This window comes from Pseudomonas sp. A-R-19 (genome assembly GCF_019956575.1).
In the GTDB taxonomy this organism is placed as follows: Bacteria; Pseudomonadota; Gammaproteobacteria; order Pseudomonadales; family Pseudomonadaceae; genus Aquipseudomonas.
Genome location: NZ_JAHBDR010000067.1, coordinates 34,055 through 54,367, shown reverse-complemented (window position 1 = coordinate 54,367; position 20,313 = coordinate 34,055). Strand labels below are relative to the sequence as shown.

Annotated in this window: 19 protein-coding genes; 17 read left to right on the top strand and 2 right to left on the bottom strand. The window is 60.6% G+C overall.

The window, feature by feature from the left end; genetic code table 11:
* Positions 1 to 350 precede the first annotated feature (350 nt).
* Together KGA88_RS19310 and KGA88_RS19305 are read left to right on the top strand one after the other, a co-directional pair.
* Positions 351 to 1,142 (top strand): CPBP family intramembrane glutamic endopeptidase, encoded by a 792-nt coding sequence (locus tag KGA88_RS19310; protein ID WP_223593559.1) that lies wholly within the window; start codon positions 351 to 353, stop codon positions 1,140 to 1,142.
* 105 nt (positions 1,143 to 1,247) lie between these two features.
* The gene (locus KGA88_RS19305) at positions 1,248 to 2,813 is read left to right on the top strand and encodes a methyl-accepting chemotaxis protein (RefSeq protein ID WP_223593557.1); all 1,566 of its coding nucleotides are present in this window, start codon (positions 1,248 to 1,250) and stop codon (positions 2,811 to 2,813) included.
* 178 nt (positions 2,814 to 2,991) lie between these two features.
* Here KGA88_RS19305 and KGA88_RS19300 read toward each other — a convergent pair whose 3' ends face one another.
* Positions 2,992 to 3,669, bottom strand: coding sequence for an alpha/beta family hydrolase (locus KGA88_RS19300; protein ID WP_110659707.1), 678 nt, complete (start codon positions 3,667 to 3,669; stop codon positions 2,992 to 2,994).
* Positions 3,670 to 3,754: 85 nt separating this feature from the next.
* Between KGA88_RS19300 and ccoN (KGA88_RS19295) the strand changes: the two genes are divergently transcribed.
* The 8 genes from ccoN (KGA88_RS19295) to ccoP (KGA88_RS19260) all read left to right on the top strand — a co-directional run bounded on the left by ccoN (KGA88_RS19295) (position 3,755) and on the right by ccoP (KGA88_RS19260) (position 10,650).
* A complete protein-coding gene (gene ccoN, locus KGA88_RS19295; protein WP_110659708.1) occupies positions 3,755 to 5,179 on the top strand; it encodes a cytochrome-c oxidase, cbb3-type subunit I in 1,425 nt (474 codons plus the stop codon).
* 10 nt (positions 5,180 to 5,189) lie between these two features.
* Complete coding sequence (gene ccoO, locus KGA88_RS19290; protein ID WP_102698752.1) at positions 5,190 to 5,798, top strand: cytochrome-c oxidase, cbb3-type subunit II; 609 nt, start codon at positions 5,190 to 5,192, stop codon at positions 5,796 to 5,798.
* 3 nt (positions 5,799 to 5,801) lie between these two features.
* Positions 5,802 to 5,996, top strand: a complete 195-nt coding sequence (locus tag KGA88_RS19285) for a cbb3-type cytochrome oxidase subunit 3 (protein ID WP_110659709.1) — start codon at positions 5,802 to 5,804, stop codon at positions 5,994 to 5,996.
* Positions 5,993 to 6,946, top strand: coding sequence for a cytochrome-c oxidase, cbb3-type subunit III (gene ccoP / locus KGA88_RS19280; protein ID WP_110659710.1), 954 nt, complete (start codon positions 5,993 to 5,995; stop codon positions 6,944 to 6,946). Before KGA88_RS19285 ends, ccoP (KGA88_RS19280) begins: the two co-directional genes overlap by 4 nt.
* A gap of 482 nt (positions 6,947 to 7,428) precedes the next feature.
* On the top strand, positions 7,429 to 8,871 hold the full coding sequence (gene ccoN, locus KGA88_RS19275) for a cytochrome-c oxidase, cbb3-type subunit I (protein ID WP_110659711.1): 1,443 nt from the start codon (positions 7,429 to 7,431) through the stop codon (positions 8,869 to 8,871).
* Positions 8,871 to 9,479 carry a cytochrome-c oxidase, cbb3-type subunit II gene (gene ccoO / locus KGA88_RS19270; RefSeq protein WP_007905434.1) on the top strand — a complete coding sequence of 203 codons (609 nt, stop codon included), beginning with the start codon at positions 8,871 to 8,873 and terminating at the stop codon, positions 9,477 to 9,479. Before ccoN (KGA88_RS19275) ends, ccoO (KGA88_RS19270) begins: the two co-directional genes overlap by 1 nt.
* 5 nt (positions 9,480 to 9,484) lie before the next feature.
* Positions 9,485 to 9,670 carry a CcoQ/FixQ family Cbb3-type cytochrome c oxidase assembly chaperone gene (locus tag KGA88_RS19265; RefSeq protein WP_003175465.1) on the top strand — a complete coding sequence of 62 codons (186 nt, stop codon included), beginning with the start codon at positions 9,485 to 9,487 and terminating at the stop codon, positions 9,668 to 9,670.
* Complete coding sequence (gene ccoP / locus KGA88_RS19260; RefSeq protein WP_110659712.1) at positions 9,667 to 10,650, top strand: cytochrome-c oxidase, cbb3-type subunit III; 984 nt, start codon at positions 9,667 to 9,669, stop codon at positions 10,648 to 10,650. The genes KGA88_RS19265 and ccoP (KGA88_RS19260) overlap by 4 nt, the downstream gene beginning before the upstream one ends.
* A 255-nt stretch (positions 10,651 to 10,905) precedes the next feature.
* Here the strand turns inward: ccoP (KGA88_RS19260) and KGA88_RS19255 are convergent, their stop codons facing one another.
* On the bottom strand, positions 10,906 to 11,910 hold the full coding sequence (locus KGA88_RS19255; RefSeq protein ID WP_223593555.1) for a metallophosphoesterase family protein: 1,005 nt from the start codon (positions 11,908 to 11,910) through the stop codon (positions 10,906 to 10,908).
* 433 nt (positions 11,911 to 12,343) lie between these two features.
* Here KGA88_RS19255 and ccoG point away from each other — a divergent pair, with 433 nt between their 5' ends.
* The 7 genes from ccoG (at position 12,344) to fnr (ending at position 20,292) form a co-directional block, all read left to right on the top strand.
* Positions 12,344 to 13,759 carry a cytochrome c oxidase accessory protein CcoG gene (gene ccoG, locus KGA88_RS19250; protein ID WP_110659714.1) on the top strand — a complete coding sequence of 472 codons (1,416 nt, stop codon included), beginning with the start codon at positions 12,344 to 12,346 and terminating at the stop codon, positions 13,757 to 13,759.
* A gap of 11 nt (positions 13,760 to 13,770) precedes the next feature.
* The gene (locus KGA88_RS19245) at positions 13,771 to 14,310 is read left to right on the top strand and encodes a FixH family protein (protein ID WP_110659715.1); all 540 of its coding nucleotides are present in this window, start codon (positions 13,771 to 13,773) and stop codon (positions 14,308 to 14,310) included.
* Between the two features lie 166 nt (positions 14,311 to 14,476).
* Positions 14,477 to 16,927 carry a heavy metal translocating P-type ATPase gene (locus KGA88_RS19240; RefSeq protein ID WP_223593550.1) on the top strand — a complete coding sequence of 817 codons (2,451 nt, stop codon included), beginning with the start codon at positions 14,477 to 14,479 and terminating at the stop codon, positions 16,925 to 16,927.
* Between the two features lie 22 nt (positions 16,928 to 16,949).
* Positions 16,950 to 17,168, top strand: coding sequence for a cbb3-type cytochrome oxidase assembly protein CcoS (ccoS, locus tag KGA88_RS19235; protein WP_110662431.1), 219 nt, complete (start codon positions 16,950 to 16,952; stop codon positions 17,166 to 17,168).
* Entirely contained in the window at positions 17,161 to 17,844 is a 684-nt protein-coding gene (locus KGA88_RS19230) for a sulfite exporter TauE/SafE family protein (RefSeq protein WP_110662430.1), read from the top strand. The genes ccoS and KGA88_RS19230 overlap by 8 nt, the downstream gene beginning before the upstream one ends.
* Before the next feature lie 237 nt (positions 17,845 to 18,081).
* Positions 18,082 to 19,464 (top strand): oxygen-independent coproporphyrinogen III oxidase, encoded by a 1,383-nt coding sequence (gene hemN / locus KGA88_RS19225; RefSeq protein ID WP_223593561.1) that lies wholly within the window; start codon positions 18,082 to 18,084, stop codon positions 19,462 to 19,464.
* 93 nt (positions 19,465 to 19,557) lie between these two features.
* A complete protein-coding gene (gene fnr, locus KGA88_RS19220; protein ID WP_007995802.1) occupies positions 19,558 to 20,292 on the top strand; it encodes a fumarate/nitrate reduction transcriptional regulator Fnr in 735 nt (244 codons plus the stop codon).
* Positions 20,293 to 20,313 lie beyond the last annotated feature (21 nt).

Genomic DNA, 20,313 nt, shown 5'->3' with positions numbered 1-20,313 from the left:
TCAGCCCCGCACTATGTCCTGCCTCATCGGCGAGAGGAGCGTATTTATCCTCGCGCCATCCGGCTCAAATCACCGAAGTATCCGATCAGAAATAAAAATGCCAGTCAGCTTAACTGACTGGCATTACCGCCTTCGGGCGGTGTTTTTGCTTGGGTCACGCTTATAATCGCAGCCCTCGGGACACCCCAATCCGTGGCGAGGGAGCTTGCTCCCGCTCGACTGCCAAGCAGTCGCCAGCCCTGCAGATGCACTTCATCTGGCACACCGGGTTGATGTTGCTGGGGCCGCTTCGCAGCCCAGCGGGAGCAAGCTCCCTCGCCACAAAAGCTATTCATCTCTAAGGACTTCACATGCTTGCCCTGCCATGGACGTTTCTGGCCCTGCTTTCCTTCGGCTACGGCCTGGCGCTGACCTACGGCCACCTTGGCTGGCTCTCGGCAATCCCGGTGTTCCTGTTGCTGGTCGCAGGTGTCGCCGTCCGCCAACACTACATCCCTTTTGCCCGCTACCTTGGCCATGGCCTGTTCATCGTCCTGGCCTTGGCCTTGGCGACGCATTGGCTACCCGGCTTCTATAACGGTCGCGTTATCGATCCCCAGCGTTTTACCGATGATGCCGTGTCATTCGCCATGCACCTGAACCTGGACAAACCGCTGATCGGCTTCTGGTTGTTACTGGTTTGCCCGTGGATTGTCGGCCGCCGTTCGCTTCGGCTATCGCTGTATGCCACCGCACTGGCACTGCCCCTGAGCACCGTGCTGGCGTTGGGCGGCGCGCTGTTGCTGGGCGTCATCGCCTGGACGCCGAAATGGCCGGATCAAGCCTGGTTGTGGCTACTGAACAATCTGGTGCTGGTGACCCTGGTCGAGGAAGCGCTGTTCCGCGGCTACATCCAGGGTGGCCTGAGGCGTTGCCTGAAAAACCTGCGCCATGGCGAAAACCTGGCCCTGCTCCTGGCTTCGTTGATTTTCGGCCTGGCGCATGTCGGGGCAGGATGGCAATGGGTCTTGCTGGCCAGCCTGGCCGGGATCGGCTATGGCCTGGCCTACCGTTTCGGCGGACTGGCTGCTGCCGTTGCCTGCCACTTCGGCCTGAACCTGCTGCACTTCGGCCTGTTCACCTATCCGATGCTCGCCGGCTGACGCAAGGGGCATTTTGCGACGCATCGCTGATTATCGAAAAATAATCTCAACAATCCGCCGATCTTGCCGATACAGCACTTGAAAGCCTTGCGGATTAAAAAAGCCATGCGTAACAACCAGCCAATTACACAACGCGAGCGGACCTTCCCGGCTCAGCAACGGTTGATTTCCACCACCGATGCCAAGGGCATGATCACCTACTGCAACGACGCCTTCGTCGAGATCAGCGGGTTTTCCCGAGAGGAGTTGATCCGTGCACCGCACAACCTGGTCCGTCACCCCGACGTCCCGGCCGCGGTGTTCGCACACATGTGGGCCACGCTGAAACAAGGCTTGCCATGGATGGGCATTGTCAAGAATCGCTGCAAGACCGGTGATCATTACTGGGTGAACGCCTATGTGACACCGATCTTCGAAGGCAAACAGGTGACCGGTTACGAGTCGGTGCGGGTCAAGCCCACCGCCGAACAGATCCGCCGCGCCGAAGCGCTCTACCAACGCATCAACCAGGGCAAGTCGGCCATTCCCTCTTCGGATAAATGGTTGCCGATCCTGCAGGACTGGTTGCCGTTCATTCTGGTCAGCCAGTTGAGCTTCATGATCGGTGCATCGCTGAACTCCCATTGGGGTTTTGCCCTGGCGGCCGGTCTTTCGGTGCCACTGGGCCTGATGGGCCTGCGGTGGCAACAGCGTGGCCTCAAGCGCTTGCTGCGCCTGGCCGAGCAGACCACGTCCGACCCGTTGATCGCACAGATGTACACCGACAGTCGCGGCGACCAGGCGCGCCTGGAGATGTCGATCCTCAGTCAGGAAGCGCGCCTGAAAACCTGCCTGACGCGTCTGCAGGACACGGCCGAACACCTGACCGATCAGGCCCGGCAATCCGATGCCCTGGCGCACAACAGCTCCAGCGGCCTGGAACGTCAACGGGTCGAGACCGAGCAAGTGGCCACTGCGGTCAACCAGATGGCCGCGACTACCCAGGAAGTCGCCAGCCACGTACAACGCACCGCCGACGCCACCCAGGAAGCCAATCGCCTGACCGGTCGTGGACGTGACATCGCCGGGGAAACCCGCGAAGCCATCCAGCGCCTGTCGGTGGTGGTCGGTGAAACCGGCGTGACCGTGACCCAACTGGCCAAGGACAGCAACGAAATCGGTGGTGTGGTCGACGTGATCAAAGGCATCGCCGACCAGACCAACCTGCTGGCGTTGAACGCCGCCATCGAAGCGGCCCGTGCCGGCGAGATGGGTCGTGGTTTTGCGGTGGTGGCCGACGAAGTCCGTCAGCTGGCGCAACGCACCAGCGAGTCCACCGGGCAGATCCATGCGCTGATCGCCAAGCTCCAGCAAACCGCCGGCACCGCCGTGCAGACCATGGAAGCCGGGCATCGTCAGGCCGAAGAAGGTGTAGCGCGGGTACTGGAAGCGGACCAGGCTCTGGTGGGGATCAGCGAAGCGGTGGCCAACATCACCGACATGACCACCCAGATCGCTGCCGCGACCGAAGAGCAAAGTGCCGTGGCTGAAGAAATCAGCCGCAACATCAGCAACATTTCCCAGTTGGCGGACCAGACTTCGGAACAGGCGCAGAACTCGGCGTTGCTCAGTGAAGAGCTGACCAAGACTGCCAATACCCAGTATTCGTTGGTGGAGCGGTTCAACCGCTGATAGAGGCTGGAATGACAAAAACCCGGACAGCGAAAGCTTCCGGGTTTTTATTGTCTCGTCGGAAATGATGTTGCCCGTCCTGGCCTCTTCGCGAGCAAGCCCGCTCCCACAATTGAAATGCATTCCAAATGTGGGAGCGGGCTTGCTCGCGAAGAGGGCCTGACTGGCACTGCAAATCTCATTGCAGAAATGCGGTTACCTTCCCAGCCGCAGCCGCCAAATGCTGCTCATGGCTAAACCCCGAAGCCTTCAACGGTTTCAAATCATGATCCCCCGCCGCCAGCCAGAACACCTCGATACTCGGTGACAGCACATAACCCTCGACCGCCTCACGATTACCCAGCGCATCGCGCTCGCCCTGCACAATCAACGTGCGGGTTTTCAAAGAAGCCAGATGTTCGACCCGTGGCTTCTCCGGCTTGCCCACTGCATAGAACGGATAACCCAGGCACACCAGCGCATCCGCGCCCAACTCATCAGCCAGCAGACTGGCCATGCGCCCACCCATGGACTTGCCGCCGATGGCCAGCGGCCCAGTGACATGACGTCGCACCTGGGCATACACCTCACGCCAGCATTCCAGCAGTTTCGGTGCCGGGTTCGGCGGGCGCTTGCCACCATCGATGCGCCGCTGTGCCATGTAGGGAAATTCGAAACGCAACACGTTGACGCCTTGCGCGGCGAGGCGTGCAGCCATGCCGCTCATCCAGTCGCTGTCCATCGGTGCGCCGGCGCCATGGGCGAGGATCAGCGTCGCCGCAGCCTTGCCGCTGGCGGCATTCCACAACCATCCATGATCCCGCACGCACTGCGCCCATTGATCCCCGTCAATACCGGCCTTGTGCTGTTTGTCCATGCTTGCCTCGCTTTTAGTCTGCCTATAACTCCAGGCGAAGGATGCGCTGCCGCACTCACTTCGGCTGAACCGTGGATGGGGAACCATGAACACTTCTATCAGTACCGCCTACAACTACAAGGTGGTCCGCCAATTCGCCATTATGACGGTGGTGTGGGGCATCGTCGGCATGGGGCTCGGGGTTTTTCTCGCGGCCCAGTTGGTCTGGCCCGAACTCAACTTCAATTTGCCGTGGACCAGCTTCGGTCGCTTGCGCCCGTTGCACACCAACGCGGTGATCTTCGCCTTTGGCGGCTGCGCCCTGTTCGCCAGTTCTTTCTACTCGGTGCAACGCACCTGCCAGACACAATTGTTTGCGCCAAAAATCGCCGCGTTCTGTTTCTGGGGCTGGCAGCTGGTGATCCTGCTGGCGGCCATCAGCCTGCCGCTGGGCTACACCAGCTCCAAGGAATACGCCGAGCTGGAATGGCCGATCGACATCCTGATCACCATCGTCTGGGTCGCCTACGCCATCGTGTTCTTCGGCACGATCATGCAGCGCAAGACCAAGCACATCTATGTCGGTAACTGGTTCTTCGGTGCGTTCATCATCACCGTGGCGATCCTGCACATCGTCAACAACCTGGAATTGCCGGTCAGCTTCACCAAGTCCTACTCGCTGTATTCCGGTGCCACCGACGCCATGGTGCAATGGTGGTACGGGCACAACGCCGTGGGCTTTTTCCTCACCGCCGGTTTCCTCGGCATGATGTATTACTTCGTGCCGAAACAGGCCGAGCGTCCGGTCTACTCCTATCGCCTGTCGATCGTGCACTTCTGGGCGCTGATCACTTTGTACATCTGGGCCGGCCCGCACCACTTGCACTACACCGCGCTGCCGGACTGGGCGCAGTCGCTGGGCATGGTGATGTCGTTGATCCTGCTGGCGCCAAGCTGGGGCGGGATGATCAACGGCATGATGACCCTGTCGGGCGCCTGGCATAAGTTGCGCAGCGACCCGATCCTGCGCTTCCTCGTGGTGTCCCTGGCGTTCTACGGCATGTCGACCTTCGAAGGGCCGATGATGGCGATCAAGACAGTCAACGCCCTCTCCCACTACACCGACTGGACCATCGGCCACGTACACGCAGGCGCCCTGGGCTGGGTGGCGATGATCTCCATCGGCGCGCTGTACCACATGATTCCGAAAGTCTTCGGACGCGAGCAGATGCACAGCATCGGCCTGATCAACGCGCACTTCTGGCTCGCCACCATCGGCACCGTTCTGTACATCGCCTCGATGTGGGTCAACGGTATCGCCCAGGGCCTGATGTGGCGTGCGGTGAACGAAGACGGCACGCTGACCTACTCCTTCGTCGAGACCCTGGTGGCCAGCCACCCTGGCTTCGTCGTGCGGCTGGTGGGTGGTGCGATCTTCCTCAGCGGCATGTTCCTGATGGCCTACAACACCTGGCGCACCGTGCGGGCCTCGCAGCCTGCCGACGTCGCCGCTGCCGCGCAGATGGCCTGAGGAGTCCGCCATGAAACACGAAACTATCGAGAAAAACGTCGGCCTGTTGCTGCTGCTGATGATCCTGGCCGTGAGCATCGGAGGCCTGACCCAGATCGTCCCGCTGTTCTTCCAGGACGTGACCAACAAACCGGTGGAAGGCATGAAGCCCTACACCGCACTGCAACTGGAAGGTCGCGACATCTATATCCGCGAAGGCTGTGTCGGGTGTCACTCGCAGATGATCCGCCCGTTCCGCGCCGAAACCGAACGTTACGGTCACTACTCTGTGGCCGGCGAAAGCGTCTGGGATCACCCGTTCCTGTGGGGCTCGAAGCGCACCGGGCCGGACCTGGCGCGGGTCGGCGCGCGCTACTCGGATGACTGGCACCGCGCGCACTTGTACAACCCGCGCAACGTCGTGCCGGAGTCGAAGATGCCGGCCTACCCGTGGCTGGTGGCCAATCAGCTCGACAGCAGTCATACCGAAACCAAGATCAAGGCCATGCGCACCCTGGGCGTGCCGTACACCGACGAAGACATCGCCGGTGCCGTCGCTTCGCTCAAGGGCAAGAGCGAGATGGACGCGCTGGTCGCCTACCTGCAAGTGCTCGGCACTGCCATCAAGAGCAAGAGGTGAGCAATGTTTGAATTGAGCACTGGAATGATCCGCGGTCTCGGCACCGTCGTGGTGTTCGTGGCCTTCGTCGGCTTGACCCTGTGGGTATTCAACAGCAAGCGCAGCCCGGAATTCGCCGAAGCGCGCCTGCTGCCCTTCGCCGACGAGCCACAACCCGACACCACCGAAGAATCAGCAACAAGGAGTACCCGGCCATGACCACCTTCTGGAGTACGTGGATCTGCGTACTGACCATCGGCAGCCTGATCGGCCTGACCTGGCTGCTGATCGGCACCCGCAAGGGCGAAACCAAAGGCAGCGTCGACCAGACCATGGGCCACAGCTTCGACGGCATCGAGGAGTACGACAATCCGCTGCCGCAATGGTGGTTCATGCTGTTCGCCGGCACGCTGGTGTTTGCCGTCGGCTACCTGATTCTTTACCCGGGCCTGGGCAACTGGAAAGGCATCCTGCCCGGCTACGAGAACGGCTGGACCGGCGTGCACGAATGGGAAAAGGAGATGGCCAAGGCTGACGCGAAGTTCGGACCGATCTTCGCCAAATTCGCAGCGATGCCAGTAGAAGAAGTGGCCAAGGACCCGCAGGCACTGAAAATGGGCGGCCGCCTGTTTGCCTCCAACTGCTCGGTGTGCCACGGCTCGGACGCCAAGGGTGCATTCGGCTTCCCCAACCTGAGCGACAGCGACTGGCGCTGGGGCGGCGCGGCCGAAACGATCAAGGCCACCATCATGGGCGGCCGGATGGCGATGATGCCAGCCTGGGGCGAAGTCCTGGGCGAAGCCGGTGTGAAGAACGTCGCCGCTTATGTGCGCCATGATCTGGCCGGCCTGCCGCTGCCTGCCGACAGCAAAGCTGACCTTCCGGCCGGACAGCAAGCGTTCAGCACCACCTGCGTCGCCTGTCACGGGGCAAACGGCCAGGGCACCGAAGCCATGGGCGCGCCGAACCTCACGCACCCGGCCGGGTTCATTTACGGCACCAGCCTGACGCAGCTTGAACAAACGATTCGCCATGGCCGCCAGGGCCATATGCCGGCGCAAAACGAACTGCTGGGCAATGACAAGGTGCAATTGCTGGCCGCGTATGTGTACAGCCTGTCCCACGGTTTGAATACCGAGCGCCTACAGGCTGAAGACAACCGCAAGTAAATCCCGACCGCTCTGCTGCCGCATTCTCCCGGATGCGGCAGTTCCCTGCCCCTTTGCGACCCATTGTCGCACCCTCGCATAGACTTTCTTTCGGATCACCGAATTCGGGTCTAAGCTTCCCCCGATGCGGACTGGCCGGTGCCGGTTCCAGGTCGACCCTGAACGATGTGTTCGACAAATCTGCCCGATGACAGGCCGCAAAGGCTGGTAGATACCGGCTGTCGCGCCAGTTGCCTTCGGTCAGCCAAAGGTTGCGTTTGAACACACCCCGTTACATCCGACCTGACCCCCTCGCCTGATCAGTCCGCCAGGACATTTTGCCCACGGGCAAATTTGTCCTTACGCGGTGCATGGAAAGGCCGCAGAATCAGCATTTGAAAGCATTGACCCAGGTCATGGCGCGTTGCAATGACCCCTTGCTTTCTCCATACTTGCGGCCGATTTTTAATCCTAATAAAACACCCAAACCGTGGAACCTTAGAATGAGCACAGCAATCAGTCCGACTGCTTATAACTATAAGGTAGTCCGCCAGTTCGCCATCATGACGGTGGTCTGGGGGATCCTTGGCATGGGGCTCGGTGTCTTCATCGCCTCGCAACTGGTCTGGCCGGAGTTGAACTTCGGTCTGCCATGGACGAGCTTTGGACGCCTGCGCCCGCTGCACACCAACCTGGTGATTTTCGCCTTCGGTGGATGTGCACTGTTTGCCACTTCTTATTACGTCGTGCAGCGAACCTGCCAAACGCGACTGATTTCCGACAGCCTCGCCGCCTTCCACTTCTGGGGATGGCAAGCGGTGATCATCGGCGCCATCGTTACCTTGCCGCTGGGTTACACCACCACCAAGGAATACGCGGAACTGGAATGGCCCCTGGCTATTCTGCTGGCCATTGTCTGGGTCACCTACGGTCTGGTGTTCTTCGGCACCATCGTCAAGCGCAAGACCAAGCACATCTATGTGGGTAACTGGTTCTACGGCGCGTTCATCGTCGTGACCGCGATGCTGCACATCGTCAACCACATGTCGCTGCCGGTCAGCCTGTTCAAGTCCTATTCGGCCTACTCGGGTGCGACGGACGCGATGATCCAGTGGTGGTACGGCCACAACGCCGTGGGCTTCTTCCTGACCACCGGTTTCCTGGGGATGATGTACTACTTCGTGCCGAAACAGGCCGAGCGCCCGATCTACTCCTATCGCCTGTCGATCGTGCACTTCTGGGCACTTATCACCCTGTACATCTGGGCCGGTCCGCACCACCTGCACTACACCGCACTGCCGGACTGGGCTCAGTCCCTGGGCATGGCGATGTCGATCATCCTGCTGGCTCCGAGCTGGGGCGGCATGATCAACGGCATGATGACCCTGTCGGGCGCCTGGCATAAGTTGCGCACCGACCCGATCCTGCGCTTCCTGGTGGTCTCCCTGGCGTTCTACGGCATGTCGACCTTCGAAGGCCCGATGATGGCCATCAAGACCGTGAACTCCCTGTCGCACTACACCGACTGGACCATCGGCCACGTACACGCCGGCGCTCTGGGCTGGGTAGCAATGATCTCGATCGGCGCGATCTACCACATGATCCCGAAACTGTTCGGTCGTGCGCAGATGCACAGCACCGGCCTGATCAACACCCACTTCTGGCTCGCAACCATCGGTACCGTGCTCTACATCGCTTCGATGTGGGTCAACGGCATCACCCAGGGCCTGATGTGGCGTGCAATCAACGATGACGGCACCCTCACCTACTCGTTCGTCGAAGCGCTGCAAGCCAGCCACCCAGGCTTCATCGTTCGCGCCCTGGGCGGTGCGTTCTTCGCCTCCGGCATGCTGTTCATGGCCTACAACGTCTTCCGTACCGTACGCGCCTCGAACCCGGCTGAAGCCAAAGCCGCCGAACAGATCGCCGTAGTTGGAGCTCACTGATGAAGCATGAAGCAGTCGAGAAGAACATTGGCCTGCTGGCCTTCTTCATGGTCATCGCCGTCAGTGTCGGCGGCCTGACCCAGATCGTTCCGCTGTTTTTCCAGGACGTCACCAACAAGCCGGTCGAGGGCATGAAGCCCCGCACCGCCCTTGAACTGGAAGGCCGGGACGTTTATATCGCCAACGGTTGTGTCGGCTGCCACTCGCAGATGATCCGTCCGTTCCGTGCTGAAACCGAACGCTACGGCCACTACTCGGTCGCCGGTGAAAGCGTCTGGGACCACCCGTTCCTGTGGGGTTCCAAGCGTACCGGTCCGGACCTGGCCCGTGTCGGCGGTCGTTACTCCGATGACTGGCAGCGTGCGCACTTGTACAACCCGCGCAACGTAGTGCCCGAGTCGAAAATGCCGGCCTACCCGTTCCTCGTGGAAAACAAGCTCGACGGCAAGGACACTGCGAAGAAAATGGAAGTCTTGCGCACGCTCGGCGTCCCTTACACCGACGAAGACATCGCCGGTGCAAAAGACGCAGTGAAGGGCAAAACCGAAATGGACGCGCTGGTGGCCTATCTGCAAGGCCTGGGCACCATCATCAAAAGCAAACGGTGAATTAGATGGATATCGGGATGATTCGTGGCCTGGGCACCGTTGTCGTGATGGTGGCCTTCATTGGACTGGCACTGTGGGTGTTCAGCCCCAAGCGCAAGTCGGAGTTTGAAGACGCGACCTTGCTGCCTTTCGCGGATGATCCCGAAGCCATCAAGCACGTCGAGCAAGCTTCTAGGAGTAACAAAGAATGACTACATTCTGGAGTCTGTACGTCACAGTCCTCAGTCTCGGTACGATCTTCGCCCTGACCTGGCTGCTGCTGTCGACCCGCAAGGGCCAGCGCAGCGAACAGACGGACGAGACGGTCGGGCACTCCTTCGACGGGATCGAGGAGTACGACAACCCGCTGCCGAAATGGTGGTTCATGCTGTTCGTGGGCACCATCATCTTCGCACTGGGCTACCTGGCGCTGTATCCGGGCCTGGGTAACTGGAAAGGCCTGCTGCCGGGTTACGGCTACCTCGACAACGAGAAGCAGACCCCGTTCGCCAACGGCCAGACCGGCTGGACCGGCGTTCACGAGTGGGAAAAGGAAATGGCCAAGTCGGACGCCAAGTTCGGTCCGATCTTCGCCAAGTTCGCTGCCATGCCCATCGAAGAAGTGGCCAAGGACCCGCAAGCCCTGAAAATGGGTGGTCGCCTGTTCGCTTCCAACTGCTCGGTTTGCCACGGTTCCGACGCCAAGGGCGCCTATGGTTTCCCTAACCTGACCGACGCCGACTGGCGCTGGGGCGGCGAGCCGGAAACCATCAAGACCACCATCATGGGCGGCCGTCACGCGGTGATGCCGGCGTGGGCTGAAGTGATCGGCGAGCAAGGCGTGGCCGACGTGGCCGCGTTTGTCCTGACCAACCTCGATGGCCGCAAGCTGCCGGAAGGCACCAAGGCCGACCCGGTTGCCGGGCAGAAACTGTTCGCCACCAACTGCGTGGCGTGCCACGGTCCGGAAGGCAAAGGTACGCCAGCGATGGGCGCACCTAACCTGACTCACCCGGCCGCGTTCATCTACGGTTCGAGCTTTGCTCAACTGCAGCAGACCATCCGTTACGGCCGTCAGGGCCAGATGCCTGCGCAAGAGCAAATGCAGGGTAACGACAAGGTTCACCTGCTGGCCGCTTACGTCTACAGCCTGTCTCACGGCGAAAAAGCTGCGGAAGCCGAGGCTCAGTAAGACCTGCGCTTTCGGTAACAACAAAGGCCGCGCCAGTGAATCTGGCGCGGCCTTTTTGTTGGCTTTCTCTGGTTGGGAGATCATTTCATTTTCGACCAGGACTCGGCCTCTGTAGGAGCTGGCTTGCCAGCGATGGTCGTTAACGATAACGCGTGTGACCGGATAAACGCGGCGCACTTGAGTCCATCGCCGGCAAGCCGGCTCCTACAGGTATTGCGTTATCGGTGTTTCCCGGGATTGCGTGAAGAACCTTTTTCATGGGCGGCTGGCAAAAATCGATTTCACGGGCACCGTCTGGATCAACTGACGCGCCTGCCAATCGTTGTTCTTCACCAGGCTGACATGCAGTTGCTTGCGATCCTCGGAAAAACTGGCAACCAGGTAAGTCTCCTGAGAAGCGCCACCGCTGAGAAACATCGGCACACCGTTCAGGCTGGAGACCTGGCCCCCGTCCTGATGGTAGTGACCCGCGAAGATGGCCGTGACCTCATACCTGGCGACCATTTCCCGGAAGCGTTTGACTTGCTCCCAATCCCCCATCATTCCGTCCGGCTTATGCATGTTGATGATGATCGCGTAGCCCTGAGCCCGGGCAGCCTTGAGATCTTTCTCCAACCAGTCGAGCGAACTGGTGATTTCGAATGTCGTCGGATTCAACACATGAGATATGCGGGTTCTGTAAGTCGGCTCATTATTCAACTGAACCATATGAACCTCGCCTATATTTTTTGAGTAAGCGAGACTGCCCGAATACAACCTGTAGAGCGCTTCTCCGGTTATACGCAGATCAATCTCGTCGACTTTACCCAAGTGGTGCTCCTTGAACTCCACGATACTGCCAGCAGCGCAGCTATTACTAAAACAATCATCAACATTATTCTGATAGTCGTGATTACCCAGACCATAAAGGTAATCACCTGCAAAGTATTTATTCAATGTCGACTCAAGGTAGGAGCGCTGCCATCCATGACCAAACGCTGTCATGTCGCCATTGATCATCAAGGGCACTTGTGACGGCGCGCCATGTTTCATACGGAAGTCGGCAATGCTCGCAAACTGGCTATCGAGCAGCCATCTGGAACGTTTTTCAAAGTCTGCAGCGGACTCGGGCTCGCCACTATCGGACTTCTCTGTCCATGGATATTGCGGATCAGAGGCAAAAACCATATGAAGCGGCATTCCTTCCACCGCCTGCACAACACTGGATGCCGAGAACAACAGCAGGCAGGCAAAAAACTTGATACTTGCATGAGTAAACATAGCGTCGAATTCCATCCATAGAATTAATAACACGCGAACAAAAAATCATCCGCAGTGGACTTTTAAATTATTCGACAAGAAACAAAACTTCAAAGATTCAGACGAATACAACCAAGTAAAGATATTTCCCGCGCGTCCCGCACCCTGGCAATCGCCGATCCGCCGCTCACACTAAGCGCAACCACACACTGCGCGTCCACTTGAGCGATATCGCTCGCCCTACCTGAAAACCGTCCATACTTCACAAGTCAATTGACTCAGATCACGTTTTGTTACATTCGCTACACCATCCGGGATTTTTACCCAACGCGACCAAAGGTCGCACCCGCAGGCTAGAGCGACAGGCGTATCATTGCGCCACTGCAACACCCCTTTTTGACCGCGGTCGGCATGTACTGACCGAGGCACTTTTCCACTGCCGTGGGATGCAATGATGAGCAACCAGATTCCGGTACACGACGTCACTCCACCCGCCAAGAACGCGAACAACAGCGTCGACCTCTACGCCTCCAGGGAAAAAATCTATACCCGCGCCTTCACCGGCCTGTTTCGCAACCTGCGGATGGCCGGCGGCGCCGTGCTGTTCCTGCTGTATTTCGGCACGGTGTGGCTGAACTGGGGCGGCCATCAGGCCGTGTGGTGGAACGTGCCTGAGCGCAAGTTCTTCATTTTCGGCGCCACCTTCTGGCCCCAGGACTTCATTCTGCTGTCCGGCATGTTGATCATCGCCGCGTTCGGCCTGTTCTTCATCACCGTGTACGCCGGACGGGTCTGGTGCGGCTATACCTGCCCGCAAAGCGTCTGGACCTGGATCTTCATGTGGTGCGAAAAAGTCACCGAAGGTGATCGCAACCAACGTATCAAGCTCGACAAGGCGCCGATGAGCGCCAACAAGTTCCTGCGAAAATTCAGCAAGCACAGCCTGTGGCTGTTGATCGGCTTCGTCACCGGCATGACCTTCGTCGGCTACTTCTCGCCGATCCGCGAACTGGTTTTCGACTTCTTCACCGGCCAGGCGGATGGCTGGTCGTATTTCTGGGTCGGGTTCTTCACCCTCGCCACTTACGGCAACGCCGGCTGGCTGCGTGAACAGGTGTGCATCTACATGTGCCCGTACGCACGCTTCCAGAGCGTGATGTTCGACAAGGACACCCTGATCGTTTCCTACGACCCGCGCCGTGGTGAAGGCCGTGGCCCGCGCAAGAAAGGTGTCGACTACAAGGCCCAGGGCCTGGGTGACTGCATCGACTGCACCATGTGCGTCCAGGTCTGCCCGACCGGTATCGACATCCGCGACGGCCTGCAAATCGAATGCATCGGTTGCGCCGCCTGCATCGATGCCTGCGACGCCATCATGGACAAGATGGAATACCCGCGCGGGCTGATCAGCTACACCACCGAGCACAACCTGTCGGGGCAGAAAACCCATAAACTGCGTCCGCGCCTGATCGGCTATGCGGTGGTGCTGCTGGCGATGATCAGCTTGCTGGTGACCGCGTTCTTCATGCGTTCGCTGGTGGGTTTCGATGTCAGCAAGGACCGTGTGCTGTACCGCGAGAACGCCGAAGGCCGGATCGAAAACGTCTACAGCCTGAAAATCATGAACAAGGACCAGCGCGACCATACCTACCTGCTCGAAGCCTCCGGCCTGCCGGATCTCAAATTGCAGGGTCGGCGAGAGATCAAGGTCGCGGCCGGCGAGATCGTCAGCCAGCCGGCCGAGCTGTCCGTCGCACCGGAAAAACTGCCGTCGAGCACCAACGAGGTGAAATTCATCCTCAAGGATGCAGACGACGACAGCATCCACATTGAAGCCAAGAGCCGGTTCATCGGCCCACAAAATCGTTGAGAGAACTGAACATGCCCGCTGCAAATGCCGCAAGTCCCTGGTACAAGCACCTCTGGCCGTGGATCATCATCGGGATCCTGGCTTGCTCGGTGACGCTGACCTTGTCCATGGTGACCATCGCGGTGAAGAACCCGGACAACCTGGTCAACGACAACTACTACGAAGCCGGCAAAGGCATCAACCGTTCCCTCGACCGTGAGCTGTTGGCGCAGAACCTGAAAATGCGCGCCAGCGTTCATCTCGATGACGTGACCGGCGAAGTCGACTTGCGCCTGAGCGGCGACAGCCAGCCCCAGACCCTGGAACTGAACCTGATCTCACCGACCCAGCCGGAGAAGGACCGCAAGATCACCCTGACCCGCAGCGACACCGAACAGGGCCGCTACATCGGCCAATTGAGCGACAAGATCGAAGGCCGGCGTTTTGTCGAGTTGCTCGGCACCCAGGACGAGCACATCTGGCGCATGTTCGAAGAGGAACTGGTCAGCCATGACAAGGACCTGCTGCTGGGTGACGAACCGTTGCAAGGCGCGGAAGACCTGAAAAAGTAAACATGCCATCGACTGTGGCGAGGGAGCTTGCTCCCGCTGGGGTGCGAAGCGCCCCTAAAACCTGCAACTGCGCTTCTTCAGGCACAGCGAGTCCGCAGCACTACGACTGCTTCGCAGCCGAACGGGAGCAAGCTCCCTCGCCACAAAGGCTTTCATGGCTACAGAAATGACCACCCCACTCCCCTGCTACCACTGCGCCCTGCCCGTCCCGGCCGGCAGCCGCTTCACCGCCGCCGTGCTCGGGGAGTCCCGCGAGTTCTGCTGCCCGGGTTGCCAGGCCGTGGCCGAGGCCATCGTCGCCGGCGGCCTGGAAAGCTATTACCAGCACCGCAGCGAAGCCTCGGCCAACCCCGAAGCGCTACCGGTGCAACTGGTGGACGAACTGGCGCTGTACGACCGTGCCGATGTGCAGCAATCCTTCGTTCGCCATGAAGGCGAACTCGCCGAAACCACCCTTTTGATGGAAGGCATCAGCTGCGCGGCTTGCGGCTGGTTGATCGAAAAACACCTGCGCACCTTGCCGGCGGTAGCCGAAGCTCGCCTGAACCTGTCCAACCATCGCCTGCACGTGCGCTGGAGCGACGCGCAACTCCCCCTGAGTCAGGTCCTCAGCGAACTGCGCCAGATCGGTTATGCCGCACACCCCTATCAGGCCGACCGCGCCAGCGAACAACTGGCCAGCGAAAACCGCCTGGCCCTGCGCCAGCTCGGCGTGGCCGGGCTGCTCTGGTTCCAGGCGATGATGGCAACCATGGCCACCTGGCCTGAATTCAACATCGACCTTAGCCCCGAAATGCACACCATCCTGCGCTGGGTCGCGCTGTTCCTCACCACCCCGATCGTGTTCTACAGCTGCGCGCCGTTTTTCAAAGGTGCCATGCGCGATCTGCGCACCCGCCACCTGACCATGGACGTTTCGGTATCGCTGGCCATTGGCAGCGCCTACATCGCCGGGATCTGGACGTCGATCACCGGGGTCGGCGAACTGTATTTCGATGCCGTCGGCATGTTTGCCCTGTTTCTGCTCGCCGGGCGTTATCTGGAACGGCGCGCCCGCGAGCGCACGGCTGCCGCCACCGCGCAGCTGGTAAACCTGTTGCCCGCCTCGTGCCTGCGATTGATGCCTGACGGCCAGAGTGAACGCATTTTGCTCAGCGAACTGCGTGTCGGCGATCAGGTGCTGGTTCATCCCGGCGCCATTCTTCCGGCTGACGGAAAAATTCTCGACGGTCAGTCGAGTGTCGACGAGTCACTGCTGACCGGCGAATACTTGCCGCAACCCCGCTCCCTCGGCGACGCAGTCACCGCCGGCACCCTGAACGTCGAAGGCGCGCTGACCGTCGAGGTTCAGGCCCTGGGCCAGAACACTCGCCTCTCGGCCATCGTTCGCCTGCTCGATCGTGCCCAGGCCGAAAAGCCGCGACTGGCGGAAATCGCCGACCGCGCCGCGCAATGGTTCCTGCTGTTGTCGCTGATCGCTGCCGCCGCCATTGGCCTGCTGTGGTGGGAGCTGGACTCATCGCGGGCCTTCTGGATTGTGCTGGCGATGCTCGTGGCGACCTGCCCGTGCGCGTTGTCACTGGCCACACCGACTGCCCTCACCGCCGCCACCGGTACGCTGCACAAACTTGGCCTGCTGTTGACTCGCGGCCATGTGCTCGAAGGCCTCAACCAGATCGACACGGTGATTTTCGACAAGACCGGCACCCTCACCGAAGGACGCCTGGCGCTGCGCTCGATCCGCCCTCTCGGCGCCCTCGACAGTGATCAATGCCTGAGCCTCGCCGCCGCCCTGGAAAACCGCTCCGAACACCCGATCGCCCGTGCTTTCGGACGCGCGCCGATGGCTGCCGAAGAAGTCCACAGCACCCCGGGCCTTGGCCTGGAGGGGCTGGTCGAAGGGCGTCGCCTGCGCATCGGCCAGCCAGGATTCGTTTGCGAGCTCAGCGGCGCCGTGGTGCCGTCGATGCCCGAAGAAGCCGGCCAATGGCTACTGCTGGGTGACAGCCAGGGACCCTTGGCCTGGTTCGTCCTCGATGATCGTCTGCGTGCCGACGCGCCCGCGCTGCTGGACGCGTGCAAGGCACGTGGCTGGCGCACGCTGTTGTTGTCCGGCGACAGCTCGCCGATGGTCGCCAGCGTGGCGGCGGAACTGGGCATCGATGAAGCCCGTGGCGGCTTGCGTCCGGACGATAAACTGCAGGTCCTGCAACAGTTGCATAAAGAAGGCCGCAAGGTGTTGATGCTGGGTGACGGGGTCAATGACGTGCCGGTGCTGGCGGCTGCCGATATCAGCGTCGCCATGGGTTCGGCCACCGACCTGGCGAAGACCAGTGCCGATGCCGTGTTACTGTCCAACCGCCTCGACGCGCTGGTGCAAGCCTTCAGCCTGGCGCGGCGCACCCGTCGGGTGATTATCGAGAACCTGCTGTGGGCCGGGTTGTACAATGGCCTCATGTTGCCCTTCGCCGCCCTCGGCTGGATCACTCCGGTCTGGGCGGCGGTGGGCATGTCGATCAGTTCGTTGACCGTGGTGTTGAACGCGCTGCGCCTGACTCGCATGCCGAGCGCGCCCGCCGCCAGCACCACGCCAGAAACCCGCCCGCTGCCGGCCTGAGCCGCGCGGGCATGGAGTCCAGATGCCAGCTCTTTACGTGATGATTCCCGCTGCGCTGCTGATCGTGGCCATCGCCGTCTATATCTTTTTCTGGGCGGTCGACAGCGGGCAGTACGACGACCTCGATGGCCCGGCCCACAGCATCCTGTTCGACGACCAGGACCCGAACCACACCGCTGCCGTCGATGAAGCCAGCGGCCAACCGGCCAAACCGCAAGACAAGGCTCCGCCCCATGTTTGAGCTGGCGCCACTGCTGGTGTCGGCAGTCATCCTCGGCTTGCTTGGCGGCGGCCATTGCCTGGGCATGTGCGGCGGCTTGATGGGCGCGCTGACCCTGGCGATTCCCAAGGAACAACGCAGCCGCCGCTTTCGCCTGCTGCTGGCTTACAACCTGGGCCGGATTCTGAGCTATGCCTGCGCCGGACTGCTGATCGGCCTGGCCGGCTGGGCCGTGGCCAGCAGCCCGGCAGCGATGTTCCTGCGCATTCTCGCCGGATTGCTGCTGATTGCCATGGGCCTGTACCTGGCCGGCTGGTGGAGCGGCCTGACCCGTATCGAAAGCCTCGGCCGAGGCCTGTGGCGGCATATCCAGCCAGTCGCCAACCGCTTGCTGCCGGTGTCGAGCGTTCCGCGTGCGCTGCTGCTGGGCGCGCTTTGGGGCTGGCTGCCGTGCGGCCTGGTCTACAGCACCTTGTTATGGTCGGCCAGTCAGGGCAATGCGCTGGACAGCGCATTGTTGATGCTCGCGTTCGGGCTCGGCACCTGGCCGGTGCTGCTCGCGACTGGCCTTGCCGCCGAGCGCATCACCGCACTGTTGCGCAAACGCAGCGTGCGGATGGCGGGCGGATTGCTGGTGATGCTGTTCGGCATCTGGACCCTGCCGGGGCCGCATCAGCATTGGTTGATGGGGCACTAGATCCTGCGGCAAGGGGGCTTGCTCCCGTTCGGCGGCGAAGCCGTCGCAAACCGGCCAATCCTTTCACACTGACTCACCGCATTCTCTGATTTTGGGGCCGCTTCGCAGCCCGACGGGGGCAAGCCCCCTCGCCACAAAAAAGCTTCAAACTCCCAGTTGATGCAAATCAAGATGCCCCGCCCCGCCCTCGCATAAAGTGGCTGACACTGCCAGCCAATCCGGGGGAATGCCCGCATGATGCTCGACGCCATTCGTTGGGACACCGATCTGATCCGCCGTTATGACCTGGCGGGACCGCGCTACACCTCGTACCCGACCGCCGTGCAATTCAACAGCCAGGTCGGCACTTTCGACCTGTTTCATGCCCTGCGCGACAGCCGCAAGGCCCAACGCCCGTTGTCGCTGTATGTGCACGTGCCGTTCTGCGCGAACATTTGCTATTACTGCGCCTGCAACAAGGTCATCACCAAGGATCGCGGCCGCGCACAGCCGTACTTGCAGCGCCTGGAACAGGAAATCCAGTTGATCGCCTGTCACCTCGACCCCGCGCAGAAAGTCGAGCAATTGCACTTCGGTGGTGGCACGCCGACCTTTCTCAGCCACGACGAACTGCGCCAGTTGATGGCGCATTTGCGCAAACACTTCAATTTGCTGGACGACGACTCCGGCGACTACGGCATCGAGATCGACCCCCGTGAGGCCGACTGGTCGACCATGGGCCTGCTGCGCGAATTGGGTTTCAATCGGGTCAGCATCGGTCTGCAAGACCTCGACCCGGCGGTGCAACGCGCGGTCAATCGCCTGCAAAGCCTGGAAGAAACCCGCGCGGTGATCGACGCCGCCCGCACCTTGCAGTTTCGCTCGATCAATATCGACCTGATCTACGGCCTGCCGAGACAGACGCCGGAGAACTTCGCCCACACGGTCGATGAAGTCATCCGCCTGCAACCGGACCGGTTATCGGTGTTCAACTACGCCCACCTGCCGGAACGCTTCATGCCGCAACGGCGCATCAACAGCAATGAGCTGCCGACGCCCGCGCAGAAGCTGGAAATGCTGCAGCGCACCATCGAGCAACTGATCAGCGCCGGCTACCGCTACATCGGCATGGATCACTTCGCCCTGCCCGACGATGAACTGGCGATTGCCCAGGAAGAGTCGACCCTGCAACGCAATTTCCAGGGCTACACCACCCACGGTCATTGCGATCTGATCGGTCTCGGCGTCTCGGCGATCAGCCAGATCGGCGACCTGTACTGCCAGAACAGTAGCGACCTGAGCGAGTATCAAAACGTCCTTGCATCCATGCAACTGGCCACCAGCCGCGGCCTGCTGTGCAATGCCGATGACCGTCTGCGGCGCGCGGTCATCCAGCAATTGATCTGCAATTTCAGCCTCGAGTTCGCTGACATCGAACAGGCCTTCAACATCGATTTCCAGGGCTACTTCGGCGATCTTTGGCCGCAACTGCAAGACATGGCCAAAGACGGGCTGATCAAGCTCGATCGCGACAGGATCACTATCCTGCCCGCCGGGCGGCTGTTGGCGCGCTCGGTGTGCATGGTCTTCGACGCGTACCTGGAACAACACAGCCGGCAACGGTTTTCACGGGTGATCTAGAGCGCTGCGACAAAAGCGCCACAGGCTGGCCTCAATGTCCTCGGGTGGGTTACCCTTACGTCTTATGTGTGATTTCCCACAAGGATTGAAGAAATGTCCGAGCCAGTAAAACTGCGCGCTCATAATCAAGCCCATTGCAAGGATTGCAGCCTGGCCCCTCTTTGCCTGCCACTTTCGCTGAATCTGGAAGACATGGACGCGCTGGACGAAATCGTCAAGCGCGGCCGGCCGCTGAAAAAAGGCGAATTCCTGTTTCGCCAGGGCGATACCTTCGATTCTGTCTACGCAGTGCGTTCTGGCGCCCTCAAGACCTTCAGCCTGAGCGACACCGGCGAAGAACAGCTCACCGGTTTCCACCTGCCGAGCGAACTGGTCGGCCTGTCGGGCATGGACACCGAAAAGCACCCGGTGTCGGCGCAAGCCCTGGAAACCACTTCGGTGTGTGAAATCCCCTTTGAACGCCTCGACGAACTGGCCCTGCAACTGCCGCAGTTGCGCCGTCAGTTGATGCGCGTGATGAGCCGCGAAATCCGTGACGATCAGCAGATGATGCTGCTGTTGTCGAAGAAGACCGCCGACGAACGCATCGCCACCTTCCTGGTCAACCTTTCGGCACGTTTCCGCGCCCGGGGTTTTTCCGCCAATCAGTTCCGCCTGAGCATGTCGCGCAACGAGATCGGCAACTACCTGGGCCTGGCGGTGGAAACCGTGTCCCGCGTGTTCACTCGCTTCCAGCAAAACGAACTGATCGCGGCGGAAGGCAAGGAAATCCGGATTATCGACCCGATCCAGCTGTGCGCCCTGGCCGGCGGTTCGCTGGAAAGCTGATACAAATCGTTGCGGCTGAGC